Raw genomic sequence first — 15,569 nt, 5'->3', positions numbered from 1 at the left:
TCACGATTGCGTCATAGAAGCGCGGCATTTGCCCTTGGAATTGACAGTTTCCGAAGGGCCTTGCGTGGACGTCGTCAACATCTTCCTGAGCGATCCGATCGGCGAGATAATCGAGCCGTTCGACCACGACGGCATGCGCTTCACGTTCGACCGGCTCGACTGCAACGGCCCGCGCCGTCTGGTCGACGGGCAGATGTGGGCATTCGTGGACTGGGTCATGGACGAGTGTTCGGGGCTGGAACTGTGCCGGCGCCTTCGGGCCGATCCGCGTACCGAGAATTCTCACATTACGATGGTGCTTGAGGAGGACGATGCCGAGGACCGGCGCCGTGCCCTTCGTGCAGGGGCTGACGATTACCTCGTCGGACCGCTCGACCGCACGGTAGTGCTCGACCGCGTGTTCGCCCTGCAGGATCGCGGACGACCGCGCCATGTGACGCAGCAGATCAGGCTCGGCGAACTCGTCATCGACCTGATGGCGCTTCAGGCGCGTTGGAAGGACAAGGCGATTGCCTTGCGTCCGAACGAGTTTCGCCTCCTGCGCTTCTTCGTCGAGAACCCAGACCGCGTGCTGACGCGCCTCGAACTGATCGAGGGGCTGGGCAAGCTCGACCCGCCGATCGACGAGCGTACTGTCGACGTGTGGATCGGCCGCCTGCGCCGCGCGCTCAAGAACGTGGGCGCAGGGGAACTGCTGCGCACCGTGCGCGCCATGGGTTACGTGCTGGACAGCCCCTCGGGCGCCTGATCGGTCAGATCGGCGGGGCGGCGAACTGGCCGTAGTAGTCGAAGACCTTTGCCAGCTTTACGTCCGGCGTCGCGCCTCCGAACTCTTCCAGTTCGTTCGCGTCGTAATGCGGTGCATCCTCCAGCTCCTGCCTGCTGAGCGGTACGATGAAGCCCTTCTGGCCCGCATCGTAGCGCAGGATCGACCAGGGTAGCGGGTGGAGGCGGTTTCCCACGCCCAGAAAGCCTCCGAACGACATGATTGCATGTTCGACCTGTCCGGTTTCCCGATCGATCGACAGGTCCTTGATATGCCCGACCAGCCAGCCGTCTTCGTTGAAGACGGGCGTATGCTCAACCCGGCTGGCCAGGATCAGCTTGTGATCGCTTGCCATGTGCCATTCCTCTCTCAAAGGACGGTATCATACGCCTTTTCGCGGCTTTGCGCCAATTAGGCCAAGCCCATGAGGAGTGGGCATAAAAAGACCCGGGCTCCCGCAGGGTAACGGAGAGCCCGGGTTCAGTCATATCCTGCAAAGGGGCAGGGTGGATCGTCAGAATTCCATCGAAACGCCCAGCGAGAAGCTGGTGCCGACCGCGTAAGTATTGTTCTCGATCCGGTACTGGTCGTTCGCCTGGTATTCGAAGTTGTCGCGCCCGAAAATGTTGCGTGCCTCGAATTCAAGCTCGACCGGAACGCCGAGGAAGTCGGCACCCTGGCGGGCGACGAAGTCAACGGTCAGGCCGGGGTTCTCGATGATGTCGGGGCGCTGGAAGTCGCGGCGGGTCACGCGCTTGCTGGCATAGCTCAGCAGGAACGTGAACTGCGACAGTTCCTCGGTATCCTCAAGGCCGAGCTGCAGGTTCGCGATGTGGTCGGACTGACCCGTCATCGGATCGCCCGGATCGACGAAGTTCGACACCAGCGTCTCGCTGCCCGGGATCGTCGTGGTGTCACCGTCCGAGTAGCTGAGTTCCGACTTGGTGTAGGTGTAGTTCGCGATTCCGACGATCTGCTTGTTCATGAACCAGCCGCCCATGTCGAACAGGTCGACGCTGTACTGGACTTCGAGTTCGGCACCGTAAAGTTCGGCCTGCGGAACGTTGGCAAAAGTCGTGTAGCGTCCGCCGCCCGGAAGCGAGAGCACGATGGCCTCGATCGGGTTGTCGATCTTCTTGTAGAAGCCGGCGAGGCTGATGTGGTCCTGACCCGCGATGTAGTATTCGGCGCGCGCTTCCAGGTTCAGCAGTTCGCTGTCCGACAGGAAGGGGTTGCCGCGATATTGGCGGTTGTTGTCCGGATCGAAGTAGGTCTGTTCGACCAGCTCGCGGAACTGCGGGCGTGCGATGGTCTTCGAACCCGACACGCGGAACTGGAGCTGATCGGTCGCTTCCCACGTCACCGTGCCGGCGGGCAGGAGATAGTCGTTCGCGATATAAGTCTCGTTCGCGCCGACGATTGGCGTGTTGAAGACCGACTGATCAAGAGCGACCGTCTGCGTCGCATCTTCATAGCGCGCGCCCAGATCAATGGTGACGGTGTCGACCGGCAGGAAGCTGACCTTGCCGTAGCCCGCGTGAATTTCCAGACCTGCGTCGAATGCAGGGAAGTTGGTGGTTTCCGCAAGGCCGACGGCAAAACCTGCAAGGCTGGCGCCGTTGATAAGGTCCCCGGGACGGCGCAGCGCGACTGCATTCAGCACTTCCTGCGTCAGACCGAGACCGACGGTGTTGGGATCGGTTGCCATCTGTAGCTGGAATTCGCGGCGGGTCGAATAGCGGCTCGTGTCCGAATAGGCATAGCCGACCGTCGCAGTCAGGTTGTCGAGCAATTCGTAGCTGGCATCGATGCCGCCGAACCAGAGCTTTTCCGTCAGGTCGTCGAATGCCGAGGTGATCGGATCGACGTTGTTGATCTGGTTCGTGACGTTGGCGACGTAATAATCACCGGTCGGCGTATCGAGGTTCGTCTTCACGTAATTGAACGTGAGGTTGTACGGTGCCTCGCGGTCCGTCTGAGCGTAACCGCCACGGACGTCGAGCGAGAAACGGCCAAACTCGAACTCGCCCACGAACTGGCTGTCGATCAGCTGGCGTTCGTACCAGGCGGTGTTTTGCTCGATGAGGTCGTATTCGTCCTCGTAGGCGTAACCCACGCCCAGCGACGCCTGCTTCAGGGTGTCGCGGATGTAGAGGTTGGTCCAGCGCAGCGTGTGATCGCCGATGTCCAGACCGACGCCCAGAAGGGCATTCACCAGAACGCGGTTGTCGGTGACGAACGTGGTCCAATCGTCCGAAAGCTGCGAGAGATCGGTATTGGCGCGCTGCGAACGGATCGAGCGGTTGCGCCAGCTGTTCTTGATGCCAGCGGTCGCGACAACGCCAAGAATACCGTCGCTGCCGACGTCCAGCGAAGTGCCGGCGGTGACAGAGCCGGAGAAGTTGGGCGGGAGATCGCCGTCACGCGTGACCGTCGAAAGGTTCAGCGGCCAAAGCTGCGAGGCAATGCCTTCCTGAACATCGGTCGTCACGTTCTGCAGACGCTCACCGCTGTCGATGAAGTTCTGCAGGTTTGACGGGATGTCGCGGTTGCCGTTGTCGAACCCGACCCAGTCGAAGTCCGAACCGTAATAGGTCAGTCCGTCGCGGCCCAGCGTACGGGTGTCGCCGCCGGCAGATGCGGAAATCTTGACGAAGGATTCGTCGGGAATGGCGCGGGTCGTCAGGTTGATGACGCCGCCGCCGAATTCGCCGGGGAAGTTGGCCGAGTAGGTCTTCTGCACCAGCGAGGATGCGATGACGTTCGTCGGGAAAATGTCGAGCGGAACGACGCGGCTGAGCGGTTCCGGGCTGGGCAAGGGAAGGCCGTTCAGCATGGCGAGCGAGTAACGGTCGCCAAGGCCGCGGACATAGACACGGCCCGAACCGACCACGGTCAAACCGGTCACGCGGCTAAGCGCGCCTGCAATGTCGCCTTCGCCGGTGCGCGCGATGTCTTCGGCCGAGAGGACTGAGACGACCTGCGTCGAGGCGCGGACGGGATCGCGATTGCGGCGACCGGTTACGATGATCGCGCCGCCCGGGATGGAGACGTCGGGACCTTCGTCGTAGGTCTCTTCACCCAGCTCGTCCTGAGCGGGGTCCACCTGATCGAGCATTTCCTGTTCGGCGGCTTCGGTGCTCGGGTCGTCGCCCGGCGGAACGCCGATGGCTTGCGCGAACCCGGAAACCGGGAACGAGAGCGCGGTGGTCAGCATGAGCAGCCCCGCAAGGCGCTGGCCGGTGGACATGGTGTGGAACCCCCTCAATGGTCCGAAAATCTGGTGCCGGTCGCCCGGCCGTAAAATGCAGGGAAGGGGAGAAAGCCGGTGCCGCATGGGCCCCGGTTTCCTCCCCGGAAGTCCCATGGGTCTTAGTAGACCGGCAGCGTGGTGCAGGCGCCGGTGCCGTCGCCGAAGGTCAGGACTGCGGAGTCGCAGGTCCAGCCGGCGTACCAGTCGTCCGATGCGTCACGAACCGCGCCGATGTAGCCGGCGTCATCGAAGAACGACGAGATCTGGGTCGGGTCGTAGTAGAAGCCCGAGTTGTTGATCGCGTCCGAGTTGATGAAGCCGCTCACGAGTTCGATCGTGAAGTTGCTGTCGGTCTGCGAGCTGTTGTTGAACAGGTCGGCGACCTGCTGAGCCGTCACGCCCGAGCTGCCCTGGAAGGCATCGCTCTGGTCGCAGTCAGCAACCACGGCGGCGAAGAAGGGCGCACCATCGCCAACCGAGGCGTTGATGGTCGGATCTTCGTCGATGCGCATGCACGCTTCGGTATCGGTGTCGATGACCGAATTGACGAGGCTGAAGTCCGCACCACCGCGCAGACGCAGCGCGCGCGAGTTGGCCGTGCTGCGCTCGATGAAGGTGGCGTTCGAGATGCGCAGGTTGGTGCGGGGCAGGGCGTCGAAGTCGTAGTCGTCATCTGGCGAGTCGAGTTCGATGATGTGGTCGCCGCCGGCCGAACGCTGGGCAACGATGACATACTGCATGTCGGCCTGTGCGCCGGTGTCGACGTCGATCGAGTCGTCGTCTGCGCCGACGGCCACGACGTACTTCATGTTCACGGTGCCACCGAAGAACTCCATGCCGTCGTCCGAGCTGTTGAAGCTCTGCCAGTGGTCGATGGTGGTGCCGCCACCGATACCGCCAGTGGTCAGCGACTGAAGCTCGCTACCGCCCGTAAGCGTGAAGCCCGAGTAGCGGATCTGGAAGTACTGCATCGTGCCCGAGCTGTCGTCGGCATCATCGCCGCCGAACAGCGTGGTCAGAGCCGCGCCTTCGAGTTCCTGTTCGCAGGAAGTCTGGTCGAACGTGCCCGAACCGTCGTTGAAAACGCCGCTGCGGCAATCCGAAACCGGCGCACGGCCCAGAAGGACGACGCCGCCCCACTGACCGATCGAAGCTTCGGTCGCGATGCCGAGAACGTTGTCACGGCTGGTGAAGATGATCGGCATGTCGGCACTGCCGACTGCGTTGATCTGGTTGCCGCGGTTGACGACAAGGTAGCTCTCGCCGTTCGGCGTGGTCGCGTTGCCAGCGAACAGGACGACGCCCGGTTCGATGCTGAGCGTGACGTCGGTGTCGGCCGACGAAGCGACTGCGCCGCCGTCAGTGCCGACGTCGACGCGGCCGTCCATCGCGTAAAGAAGGCCCGAGATGTAGGGCAGGTTGGTGTCAGCGTCGATCGTCGCGGGCAGGACGCAGACGCGGTACGTGCCGGTGTCACCGGTGATCGTGCCGTCGTCGGTCAGGCCACCCGTGGCGCTGATCGTGGGGCAACCGCCAGCCGGAGTGACCGAGCCCGAAGTCGGGGTCGGCGTCGGCGTGCTGGTCGGCGTCGGAGTGGGATTGTTGATGATGATGTCGCCGCCCGTGCCGGGCGAAACGATTTCGTCGCCACCGCAGCCGGCAAGTGCCAGCATGCTGCAGCCAATAACGAGATTGCGGTGAAGTTTTGTCACGGCGAGCGGTCCCCTCAAGTACCGAGAATCGAGTTTGCGCGAATGCGTTTCGCAGGGCCTCGCCTAGGCGTCGCAAATGACAGTTTGTTTGCCCGGGTGTGACAGTTCGATTGCAGACCAAAAGTTTTTCGCAGCTGCGAATATGACCGGCTTGTGTCCGGGCCGTGTCAAAAACCCCGGAATCCTGCGGGTCTGCAAATGTTACAGTTCAGTGACAATGTGACATTTTAATTGCAGGTCGTGGCATCTCACCGCATCCTCGGGGCAAGATAACCATTCTTGGGAGTAGAAAATGGCTGCCACTTTCGTTCTCGCGACGCTTCTTGCCGCCGGCGCACCTGCCGCCGCCGATACTGTCGATGTCGCCTATGACGCCATGATGCAGGGCCAGCACGAAGCTGCGATCGAACAGCTTGAAGGCACCGACGATGCCGCGCGCCTGATCAATCTTGGTGCTGCTTACGCTGCAGAAGGCCGCGTCCTTGATGCTCGTGCTGCCTATGAAAAGGCCGCTTTCGCAGAACGGTACGAACTCGAAACTGCCGATGGTCAGTGGGTTGATTCCCGCGTGCTGGCAAGGCAAGCTCTAGCGTCGCTTGATCGTCCGTATATGGACACACGGATGGCCAAGGCAGACTAAAGGAAACGGGTAGAGCGATAGAGGCCGGCATCCGAAGCCACCCCCACGGTTTCGGTTACCGGCCCCATATGGACACTAACCGTTCCTCGTTTCCGGGGCCGGACTGGGCGACCAGTTCGGCCCCTTTGCTCTATATAAAGGGGCCAACATAGCCTTTTGGATGATGCCCGCGTGCCATCTCGCACTTGCGGGATCGCGGCATGGCGATCATGATACTTGTTGAATGGCAAAGGGAACCGGGTGACGTCGGGTCGGCCGGCATCAGGATTGCGCGTAACACGTTTGTAACCTGCCGCCGTCATCGACCCGCCGATACCGCAGACCTAGCCGAAGGCTTCCATGCCGCAGACAGGGCCGATGAACGACCGAACTTCTCCTCCCCGGGATAATGCCGCTTCGCTGGCCTCCATGCCGGCAGAGGCGCTGTACACCAATCGAGAGTTGAGCTGGCTTTCGTTCAACCGCCGCGTTCTCGCCGAGGCGAGGCGCGAAACCTACCCGCTGCTCGAACGTCTGCGGTTCCTGTCGATCTCGGGCAGCAATCTGGATGAGTTCGTGATGATCCGCGTTGCGGGCCTTGCCGGCCAGATGCAGCGCGGCATCACCAAGATGAGCATCGACGGGCGCACGCCGTCACAACAGCTTGCCTCTATCCGCAGCGCGATCCGCGAACTGGAAACCAGGCAACAGTCGATCTGGCGCGAGCTGCGCGGGCTTCTGTCCGATGCGGGCCTGCACGTCTGCGATGAAAGTCGGCTAGGCGCTGCATCACGCGCCTGGCTGAAGGATTATTTCGAAAAACACGTCCTTCCGGTCCTCACGCCGCAGGCGATCGACCCCGCGCACCCTTTCCCATTCGTCGCCAATCAGGGCATGGGGCTGCTGTTCAACCTGACCCGGCTTCAGGACGGGCAAGGCGTGGTCGAGATGATTCTCGTGCCCGCAGCCGTCCCGCGGTTCATCCGCGTACCCGGTGACGAGGCGACTTATATCCCGGTCGAGCGGCTGATCTGCCGTTACGCCGACCTCATCTTCCCCGGCTTCCGTGTGAACGGCGACGGCGCCTTCCGCGTCATCCGCGATTCCGACATCGAGATCGAGGAAGAGGCCGAAGACCTCGTCCGCTACTTCCGCAGCGCGATCCAGCGCCGCCGCCGCGGGCAGGTCATCATGCTCGAGCTGGAATCGGACTTCGACCACGATGCCGAGCAGCTTTTGCGCGAACAGCTTGGGCTTGAAAACGCGATCGTCATCAAAACCGATGGCATCGTTGGCGTAGAAGGGCTTGCCAGTATCGTCGACGAGGACCGGCCCGACCTGAAGTTCGAGCCGTACAGTCCGCGCTATCCCGAACGCATAATGGAGCATGACGGAGACTGCTTCGCCGCGATCGGCGAGAAGGACATCGTCATTCACCACCCTTATGAAAGTTTCGAGGTGGTGGTCGATTTCGTGAGGCAGGCCGCAAAGGACCCCGACGTCGTCGCGATCAAGCAGACGCTGTACCGCGCGGGCAAGCAGTCCTCGATCATCAACGCGCTGATCGCCGCAGCAGAAGCGGGCAAATCGGTCACGGCGGTCGTCGAGCTGAAGGCCCGTTTCGACGAGGAACAAAACATCCTCTGGGCAAGCCAACTCGAACGCGCCGGTGTCCAGGTCATCTACGGCTTCGTCGACTGGAAGACCCACGCGAAGGTCTCGATGGTCGTGCGGCGCGAGGGCGACGGGTATCGCACTTACTGCCACTTCGGGACCGGCAACTATCACCCGGTTACCGCGCGTATCTACACCGATCTGTCCTATTTTACCGCTGACCCGCGCCTATGCCGCGATGCCGCGCGCCTGTTCAATTTCGTCACTGGCTATGTCGAGCCGCGCCGCATGGAGGGTTTGGTGATGAGCCCGATCCATATGCGTGAGACGATTTACGAGAACATTGATCGGGAAATCGCCAACCAGCAAAACGGCAGGCCGTCGGGCATCTGGGCCAAGGTCAATTCACTCACCGACAAGGGCGTGATCGACAAGCTTTATGAGGCGAGCATGGCAGGCGTTCCGATCCGGCTTGTCGTGCGCGGGATCTGCTGCCTCAAGCCCGGAATTCCCGGCATTTCGGAAACGATCGAGGTCAAGTCGATCATCGGCCGTTTCCTCGAACACAGCCGCATCTGGGCTTTCGCGAACGGCTATCGCATGCCCAGCCCGCGCAACCGGCTTTTCATAACTTCGGCCGACGCGATGAGCCGCAATCTCGACCGCCGCGTCGAGGCCATGGTCCCGATCAGGAACCGAACCGTCCATGATCAGGTTCTTGGTCAGGTAATGGTAGCAAATCTTCTCGATACCGAGCGCAGCTGGGTGCTGCAGGACGATGGACAATATGTCCGTGCAGATACCGAAGAGAGGTCTTTTAATCTGCATCGATACTTCATGACCAATCCGTCACTGTCAGGGCGCGGGCAGGCGATTGCCGATGACCAGATTCCGCGGCTCGCTCTTCGCCGGGGCGCGACTGCGTGAAGGGATCGAAAAGCTCTTACCGTCGCCGGATCGAAAATTCCTGGACGACCGACGACAGCAAGCGCGCGATCATCGATATTGGTTCGAATACGGTCCGTCTGGTCGTTTACGGCGGATCGCCTCGCGCACCCCAGATCCTGGCGAACGAGAAAGTAACGGCCCGCCTAGGCCGCGAACTGTCCGAAACCGGGCGGATGGCTGACGAGGCCGTAGATCTCGCTCTGGAAGGTTTGGGCCGTTTCGCGCTCATCCTGAAAGATCTGCGGATCGATGACGTTGAAACCGTCGCCACCGCAGCGGTGCGTGAGGCAAAGAACGGCCCGCAATTCATCGCGAAGCTGGAAGAGATGGGCTTCGCCGTTCGCGTCATCAGCGGCGAAGAAGAAGCCCGGATGAGCGCGCTTGGCGTTCTTGGCGCTTTTCCCGGGACAAGCGGCGTCGTTGCCGACCTTGGCGGTGGTAGCCTTGAATTGATCTCCATCTCGCCAGACGGCCCGGGCGAGGGCGGTACCGCACCGCTCGGTACGCTGCGGCTCGCGGCCCTTCGCGATAACGGTGACGACAAGTTCCAGTCGCGTGTGGGCAAGGCGCTCAAGAAGATCGGCTGGCAGGGCGAGGTCGGTGGCAACCTGTACCTTGTCGGCGGTACCTGGCGAACGATGGCGATCCTTGCGATGCGATTGCAGGGGCATCCCTTGTCGGACCCGCACGGCCTGCAGATCGACGCCGGGACGGCGCTGAAACTGGCCAAACGCACGGCCAAGACCGCACCCGAAGAGTTGAAGGCGATCCCGCGTGTCTCAACGATGCGTTCGCAAATCCTCCCCGATGCGGCGGCGCTGCTGGTCTGCCTGCTGAAAACGCTGAAGCCGGATAACCTGATCTTTTCGGCATGGGGGCTGCGCGAAGGCCTGCTCTATCAGCGACTGACCGATGCAGAGCGGGGGCGCGATCCGCTGCTTGCCGGCATTTCGCTCTTCGCCGGTCAGCATGGCACGCCGCCAACTTTGGCGACACGCATTGCGGCATGGACCATCGATGCGATCGCACCGACGCGCAATTCAAGCGAACGATTGCGGCTTGCCGCCACGATGCTGGCGCTGGCCTCGCTACAGGTGGAACCCAACCTCAGGTTGCAGCAAGCCGTTGACTGGGCGCTTTACAAGCGTTGGCTCGATATCGATGACACGGGCCGCGCGATGATGGCGATGACCGTGCTTGCTAATGCTGGTGAGTTCGAGTGGCCACCGATGCTGGCGGAACTCGCCACAGACGAGAAGCTGGCAGAGGCACGCGTTTGGGGCCTTGCGATACGGCTCTGCCGCAGATTGGGTCTGCAATCGCGCGCCTCGCTTCAGGCAACCCGCTTGCGGATCGTCGACAAGACGCTCGTGCTGGCCTTCAACGAAAGCCACGCCGCACTGGCCGTTAGCCAGGCACGCAAAGACCTCAAGAACCTTGCCGAGTGCCTCGAACTCGATCACGAAGTGCGCATTCTCAATGAGGCTGATTTTGCGGCTTTTCGCGATGAGACGGTGATTTCCGGGCAGAGCTACCGGGAAGTCTCCAGCGCTAAATAGCCTGTCGGCACGCACGCACGAAAAAGGCCCCGGGAGATCGAACCTTCCGGGGCCTTTTTCATGTTTCGCAGCAAGCGATCAGATATCGTTGCCGAGCTTACCTTCGACTTCACCCTTGAACTGCTGAGCTTCGCCCTTGGCTTCCTGCTCGCGACCTTCGGCCCGCGTTTCAGGGTTGTTGCTTTCCTGCTTCACGTTGCCGATGGCTTCGTTGACGTTGCCCTTAACCTTCTCTGTAAGTTCACCCATGGTGGTTCTCCAATTCGTTGATAACTGGCGACTTTCGCCGGTCTTTGACTAATCAACGTATTGAGGTGGCGGGTGTATCCGGAGAAGCGCGCGGCTTGTCGGACGTAAGATGCCGCTGACCGCAGCAATGCGGCCAAAGCATGGCAAGACGGACTTTACAGCCTGCTGCTTCTGGCGATGAAGAAGAAAATGGCTCCCCGAGTTGGATTCGAACCAACGACCAAGTGATTAACAGTCACCTACTCTACCGCTGAGCTATCGGGGAGCAGCCCTTTAAAAGGGCGCTGCTTGCTGGGCAGGGGTGCGCCTATATGGGGCGCAAAAGAGTTTGGCAACCCCGTTCAGGCAGCAAATTTCACCTTTTTTCAAACCGCGAACTGTTCGCCCACGATCCGCTCGTCCAGGCTGTGCCCGCGGTCGAAAAGAAGCGTCAGATCACGCTCATGCGCGACCTCGACGTGAATGCTGGCGACGTCGCGGATTTCGCGTTGGTCCGCAACGGCGGAGACGGGACGCTTTTCCCATTCCAGAATACGAATCTCGATCGGAAGATGGTCCGGCAGGATTGCACCGCGCCAGCGCCGCGGACGGAAGGCTGAAATCGGGGTCAGGGCCAGCAGGCCGCAGCCCAGCGGCAGGATCGGGCCGTTCGCGCTGAAATTGTAAGCCGTTGAACCGGCCGGCGTCGCCACCAGAACGCCATCACACATCAGCTCGGGAATGCGGACTTTCTTGCCGACCTTGATCTCAAGCTTTGCGGTCTGGCGCGTTTCACGCAGCAGGGAGACTTCGTTGATCGCGCAGATCCGGTGCGTTTCACCCGACTGGGTCACCGCCGTCATCGCGAGCGGCGACACGTCGAAAGACCGCGCGCGGTTCACGCGGTCAAGGATCGGCAAGCGACTTGCCTCACGCTTGTTCATCAGGAAGCCGACAGTGCCGAGGTTCATGCCATAGGCAGGCAGGATACGCCCATCGTCGATCATCTGGTGAAGCGTCTGGAGCATGTAGCCATCGCCGCCCAGCACGACGACCGCGTCGGCTTCGTCCATGCTGACGAAGTCGAACCAGTTGCGCAGGCTTTTCGCCGCACTCTGCGCCTTTTCGGTCGGCGATGCGGACAACGCCAGCTTCTCGTACTTCGCCACTTGCGACTCCCCCGTCAAAGGCTTGGCACCACGACTATGGGCCGGCCCCCTCCAATGCAACGATTCTGGGCAACGCCTCAGGCCGGTTCCTTCGCCTTGGAGGAGCGGCGTACGATGCCGGACAGGCCCTTGGTCAGTTGGAACAGGCCATTGAGGCGCGACTTGGGATCGCCCCAGTTCCGTTCGATCACCAGCTTGTTGTCGGGCCGCAGGCGCGCAGTGCCCTTCAGACGCTCGACATAGGCGATGAGGCCGACCGGATCGGGGAACTCGTCCTTGTAGAACGTGACGAGCGCACCGCGCGCGCCAAGGTCGATCTTGGCGATGTTCGCCTCGCAGGCCTGCTGCTTGATCTCGATAAGCTTGACGAGGTTCTCGGTCGGATCGGGCAAGGGGCCGAATCGGTCGATCATCTCGGCGGCCAGCGCCTCGATCTCGTCCTTGTCCTTCGCCTCGTTCAGTCGGCGATAGAGCGCCATGCGCACGGCGAGGTCGGGGACATAGTCCTCGGGGATCATGATCGGCGCATCGACGGTGATCTGCGGGCTCAGGCCGCTGCGGTCTTCCTCAAGGCCCATCTCGCCCGCCTTGGCCGCGATAATCGCGTCTTCCAGCATCGACTGGTAAAGTTCGAACCCGACTTCGCGGATATGGCCCGACTGCTCGTCGCCGAGCAGATTGCCCGCGCCGCGAATATCAAGATCGTGGCTGGCAAGCTGGAAGCCCGCGCCCAAGGTATCGAGATCGCCGAGCACCTTGAGCCGCTTTTCCGCGACTTCGGAAAGCTGGTTGTCCGCCGCCGTCGTCAGATAGGCATAGGCGCGCAGCTTCGAACGCCCGACGCGCCCGCGCAGCTGGTAGAGTTGGGCAAGGCCGAAGCGGTCGGCGCGGTGGATTATGATCGTGTTCGCGCTGGGGATATCGAGGCCGGATTCGACGATCGTGGTCGAGAGCAGGACATCGTACTTCTTCTCGTAGAATGCGCTCATCCGCTCTTCCACTTCGCCCGGCGACATCTGGCCGTGGGCGGAGACGTATTTCACCTCGGGCACCGTCTCGCGCAGCCAGTCCTCGATCTGCGCCATGTCGGCGATGCGCGGCACGACAATGAAGCTCTGCCCGCCGCGATGATGTTCGCGCAGCAATGCCTCGCGGATCACCATGTCGTCCCACTCCATGACATAGGTGCGGACGGCAAGGCGGTCGACCGGCGGGGTCTGGATGACCGAAAGTTCGCGCAGGCCTGACATCGCCATCTGCAAGGTGCGCGGGATTGGCGTCGCGGTCAGCGTCAGGACGTGGACATTGGCGCGCAGGGCCTTGAGTTTTTCCTTGTGATTGACGCCAAAGCGCTGCTCCTCGTCCACGATGACGAGGCCGAGGCGCTTGAATTTAACGCTCTTCGAAAGGATCGCGTGGGTGCCGACGACGATGTCGATCGTGCCGTTCTCAAGCCCTTCGCGCGTGTCGGTGGCTTCCTTTGCGGGCACGAGCCGCGAGAGGCGACCGATGTTGAGCGGGAAGCCGCCGAAGCGTTCGAGGAAGTTGGCATAATGCTGACGCGCGAGCAGCGTCGTTGGCGCGATCATCACGACTTGACGCCCGCTCATCGCCGCGACGAATGCGGCGCGCAGGGCCACCTCGGTCTTGCCGAACCCGACGTCGCCGCAAACCAGCCGGTCCATCGCCTTGCCGTCGGCAAGATCGCCCATGACATCCTCGATCGCGCGTTCCTGGTCGTCGGTTTCGTTCCAAGGAAAACGGTCGACAAAGGGATCGTAGCTTTGCGGATCGGCTTCGATGATCGGCGCTTTCTGCAACGCGCGCTTGGCCGCCGTGGCGAGCAATTCGTGCGCGATCTCGCGGATGCGTTCTTTCAGCCGCGACTTGCGCTTCTGCCATGCCTCGCCGCCCAGCCGGTCGAGCGGCACCGTTTCCTCGCCGCTGCCATAGCGGGAGAGGACGTCGAGGTTCTCGACCGGGACGTAAAGCTTGTCGCCGCCGTGATATTCCAGCGCGACGCAATCATGAGGGCTCTTGCCGACGGGGATCGATTCGAGGCCGAGATAACGGCCCACGCCGTGATCGATGTGAACGATGTGGTCGCCGGGTTGCAGAGCCTGAAGCTCTGCCATGAAGGCGTCGGCGTCCTTCTTGCGCTTCTTGCGGCGGACCAGCCTGTCGCCAAGGAAGTCGCGCTCGGTAATCAGTTCCAGATCGTCGTTTGCGAACCCCGATTCGAGCGGCAGAACGACTGCGACCGGCTTCTTCTTTGCCGCGAGGCCGAGTGCCTCCTGCCAGCTGTCCGCCGTTACGGGCACGACTTTGCCTGCTTCGCCAAGCTGGCTGACGATACGCTTGCGCGCGCCTTCGGAATAACAGGCGAGGATCGCCCTGCGGCCTGCCTTTGCCTGAGCCTCGAGATGCTTGGCGGCGACTTCATAGACATTGTCGCCGCGCGTGCGTTCGGGTGTGAAATCGCGGGCGGAGGTGAAGCCGAAATCGACGGTGCGCTCGGCCTCGGGCTCTGCAAAGATCGAGGTGCGGTGGACGGGCCAGCTTTCCAGCTGCTGCTCGAATTCCTCACGCGTGAGATAAAGCGCCTCTGCCGCCAGCGGGCGATAGGCGCCGGGGCTGGTGCGTGCGCTTTCGGTGCGAGCGCGGTGGTAGTCGACGATCTCATCCAGCCGCTGGTCCGCCGCGCGCAAGGTGCTGCCGTCGATGACGGTGACGTCGTCCTTGCCGAGGTGATCGAACAGCGTGCTGAGCTTCTCCTCGAACAGCGGCAGCCAGTGTTCCATCCCCGCAAGGCGGCGGCCGTCGCTAACCGCCTGATAGAGCGGATCGCCCGTCGCCGTCGCGCCCCAACGCTCGCGATAGCGGCTGCGGAACCGCTTGATCGATTCCTCGTCCAGCAGCGCCTCGCTTGCGGGCAGAAGCAGGTGCTGCTCGACAACGCCGGTCGTGCGCTGGGTGTTGGGATCGTAGAGGCGCATCGATTCCAGCTCGTCGCCGAAGAAATCGAGACGCAGGCCTGCCTGAACCTGCTCGCCCTTGTCGTTGGCGTACTTGAGGCCCGCCGGCACGATGTCGAAGATAGAGCCGCGCACCGCGAACTCGCCCGAATCGATGGCCGTGTCGGAGCGCGAGTATCCCTGACGCTGAAGCAGCGCGATCAGGCCTTCGTGCCCGATTTCGACACCGGGTTCGAGCATCCGCGTCGCTTCGCGGATACGGAACGGGGTCAGCACGCGCTGCAACAGGGCGTTGATCGTGGTGACCAGAAGCTGCGGCCCGCGGCCCTTGCGCTGCAAGGCCTGAAGCGCGGCCAGCCGCCGGGCGCTGACCGACAGGGCAGGGCTGGCGCGGTCGTAGGGCAGGCAGTCCCAGGCCGGAAACTCGATCACTTCGAGGTCGGGCGCAAAGAACGGTGCAGCGTCGGCAATCGCGGTCATCGCTTGCTCGTCCGGCGCGATGAAGACGGCGCGGGCAGGGGCCTTGCCGTGGGCCGCTGCCCGCGCAAGATCGGCCATGACCAGCGGCAAGGCACCGCGGGCAAGCGAAGACAGCACCAGCGGTTTTTCCGCGGCGATAATTCTGGAAAGATCAGCCATGTCTAGGGGTGACTATCTGGCTATCGGGCGGTTCCCGCGCAAGGCATAAAACAAGGGGTGTTGACGCCTTCAAAACCTGCGCCTAAG

At 62.2% G+C, this 15,569-nt stretch carries 10 protein-coding genes and 1 tRNA gene; 4 read left to right on the top strand and 7 right to left on the bottom strand.

The annotated features are described in order from the left end of the window. Window positions 1-64: 64 nt before the first annotated feature. Window positions 65-748 carry a response regulator transcription factor gene (locus KIH45_RS16160; protein ID WP_337925501.1) on the top strand — a complete coding sequence of 228 codons (684 nt, stop codon included), beginning with the start codon at window positions 65-67 and terminating at the stop codon, window positions 746-748. A gap of 4 nt (window positions 749-752) precedes the next feature. Here the strand turns inward: KIH45_RS16160 and KIH45_RS16155 are convergent, their stop codons facing one another. From KIH45_RS16155 to KIH45_RS16145, 3 genes are all read right to left on the bottom strand, one after another. Continuing rightward, a complete protein-coding gene (locus KIH45_RS16155; protein ID WP_213177028.1) occupies window positions 753-1,121 on the bottom strand; it encodes a PRC-barrel domain-containing protein in 369 nt (122 codons plus the stop codon). A 159-nt stretch (window positions 1,122-1,280) separates the two neighbouring features. After that, entirely contained in the window at window positions 1,281-4,016 is a 2,736-nt protein-coding gene (locus KIH45_RS16150) for a TonB-dependent receptor domain-containing protein (protein ID WP_213177027.1), read from the bottom strand. Between the two features lie 122 nt (window positions 4,017-4,138). After that, window positions 4,139-5,731, bottom strand: coding sequence for a hypothetical protein (locus KIH45_RS16145; RefSeq protein ID WP_213177026.1), 1,593 nt, complete (start codon window positions 5,729-5,731; stop codon window positions 4,139-4,141). Window positions 5,732-6,023: 292 nt separating this feature from the next. Here KIH45_RS16145 and KIH45_RS16140 point away from each other — a divergent pair, with 292 nt between their 5' ends. The 3 genes from KIH45_RS16140 to KIH45_RS16130 all read left to right on the top strand — a co-directional run bounded on the left by KIH45_RS16140 (window position 6,024) and on the right by KIH45_RS16130 (window position 10,471). Then, complete coding sequence (locus tag KIH45_RS16140; RefSeq protein WP_213177025.1) at window positions 6,024-6,371, top strand: hypothetical protein; 348 nt, start codon at window positions 6,024-6,026, stop codon at window positions 6,369-6,371. A 357-nt stretch (window positions 6,372-6,728) separates the two neighbouring features. Then, on the top strand, window positions 6,729-8,891 hold the full coding sequence (locus KIH45_RS16135) for an RNA degradosome polyphosphate kinase (RefSeq protein WP_213177024.1): 2,163 nt from the start codon (window positions 6,729-6,731) through the stop codon (window positions 8,889-8,891). Continuing rightward, window positions 8,888-10,471 carry a Ppx/GppA family phosphatase gene (locus KIH45_RS16130; protein ID WP_337925500.1) on the top strand — a complete coding sequence of 528 codons (1,584 nt, stop codon included), beginning with the start codon at window positions 8,888-8,890 and terminating at the stop codon, window positions 10,469-10,471. The genes KIH45_RS16135 and KIH45_RS16130 overlap by 4 nt, the downstream gene beginning before the upstream one ends. 78 nt (window positions 10,472-10,549) lie before the next feature. Here KIH45_RS16130 and KIH45_RS16125 read toward each other — a convergent pair whose 3' ends face one another. The 4 genes from KIH45_RS16125 to mfd all read right to left on the bottom strand — a co-directional run bounded on the left by KIH45_RS16125 (window position 10,550) and on the right by mfd (window position 15,482). Continuing rightward, the gene (locus tag KIH45_RS16125; RefSeq protein ID WP_213177023.1) at window positions 10,550-10,720 is read right to left on the bottom strand and encodes a CsbD family protein; all 171 of its coding nucleotides are present in this window, start codon (window positions 10,718-10,720) and stop codon (window positions 10,550-10,552) included. A 190-nt stretch (window positions 10,721-10,910) separates the two neighbouring features. Beyond that, a tRNA-Asn gene (locus tag KIH45_RS16120) sits at window positions 10,911-10,985 on the bottom strand. 100 nt (window positions 10,986-11,085) lie between these two features. Next, window positions 11,086-11,868 (bottom strand): NAD kinase, encoded by a 783-nt coding sequence (locus KIH45_RS16115; protein WP_213177022.1) that lies wholly within the window; start codon window positions 11,866-11,868, stop codon window positions 11,086-11,088. Between the two features lie 77 nt (window positions 11,869-11,945). Beyond that, window positions 11,946-15,482: a transcription-repair coupling factor gene (gene mfd / locus KIH45_RS16110; RefSeq protein WP_213177021.1), complete on the bottom strand. Its 3,537-nt coding sequence runs from the start codon at window positions 15,480-15,482 to the stop codon at window positions 11,946-11,948. Window positions 15,483-15,569 lie beyond the last annotated feature (87 nt).

Source organism: Croceicoccus gelatinilyticus, from assembly GCF_018398395.1.
GTDB lineage: Bacteria > Pseudomonadota > Alphaproteobacteria > Sphingomonadales > Sphingomonadaceae > Croceicoccus > Croceicoccus gelatinilyticus.
The sequence above is the reverse complement of the archived record's forward strand: the minus strand, read 5'-3'. Positions and strand labels throughout refer to the sequence as shown.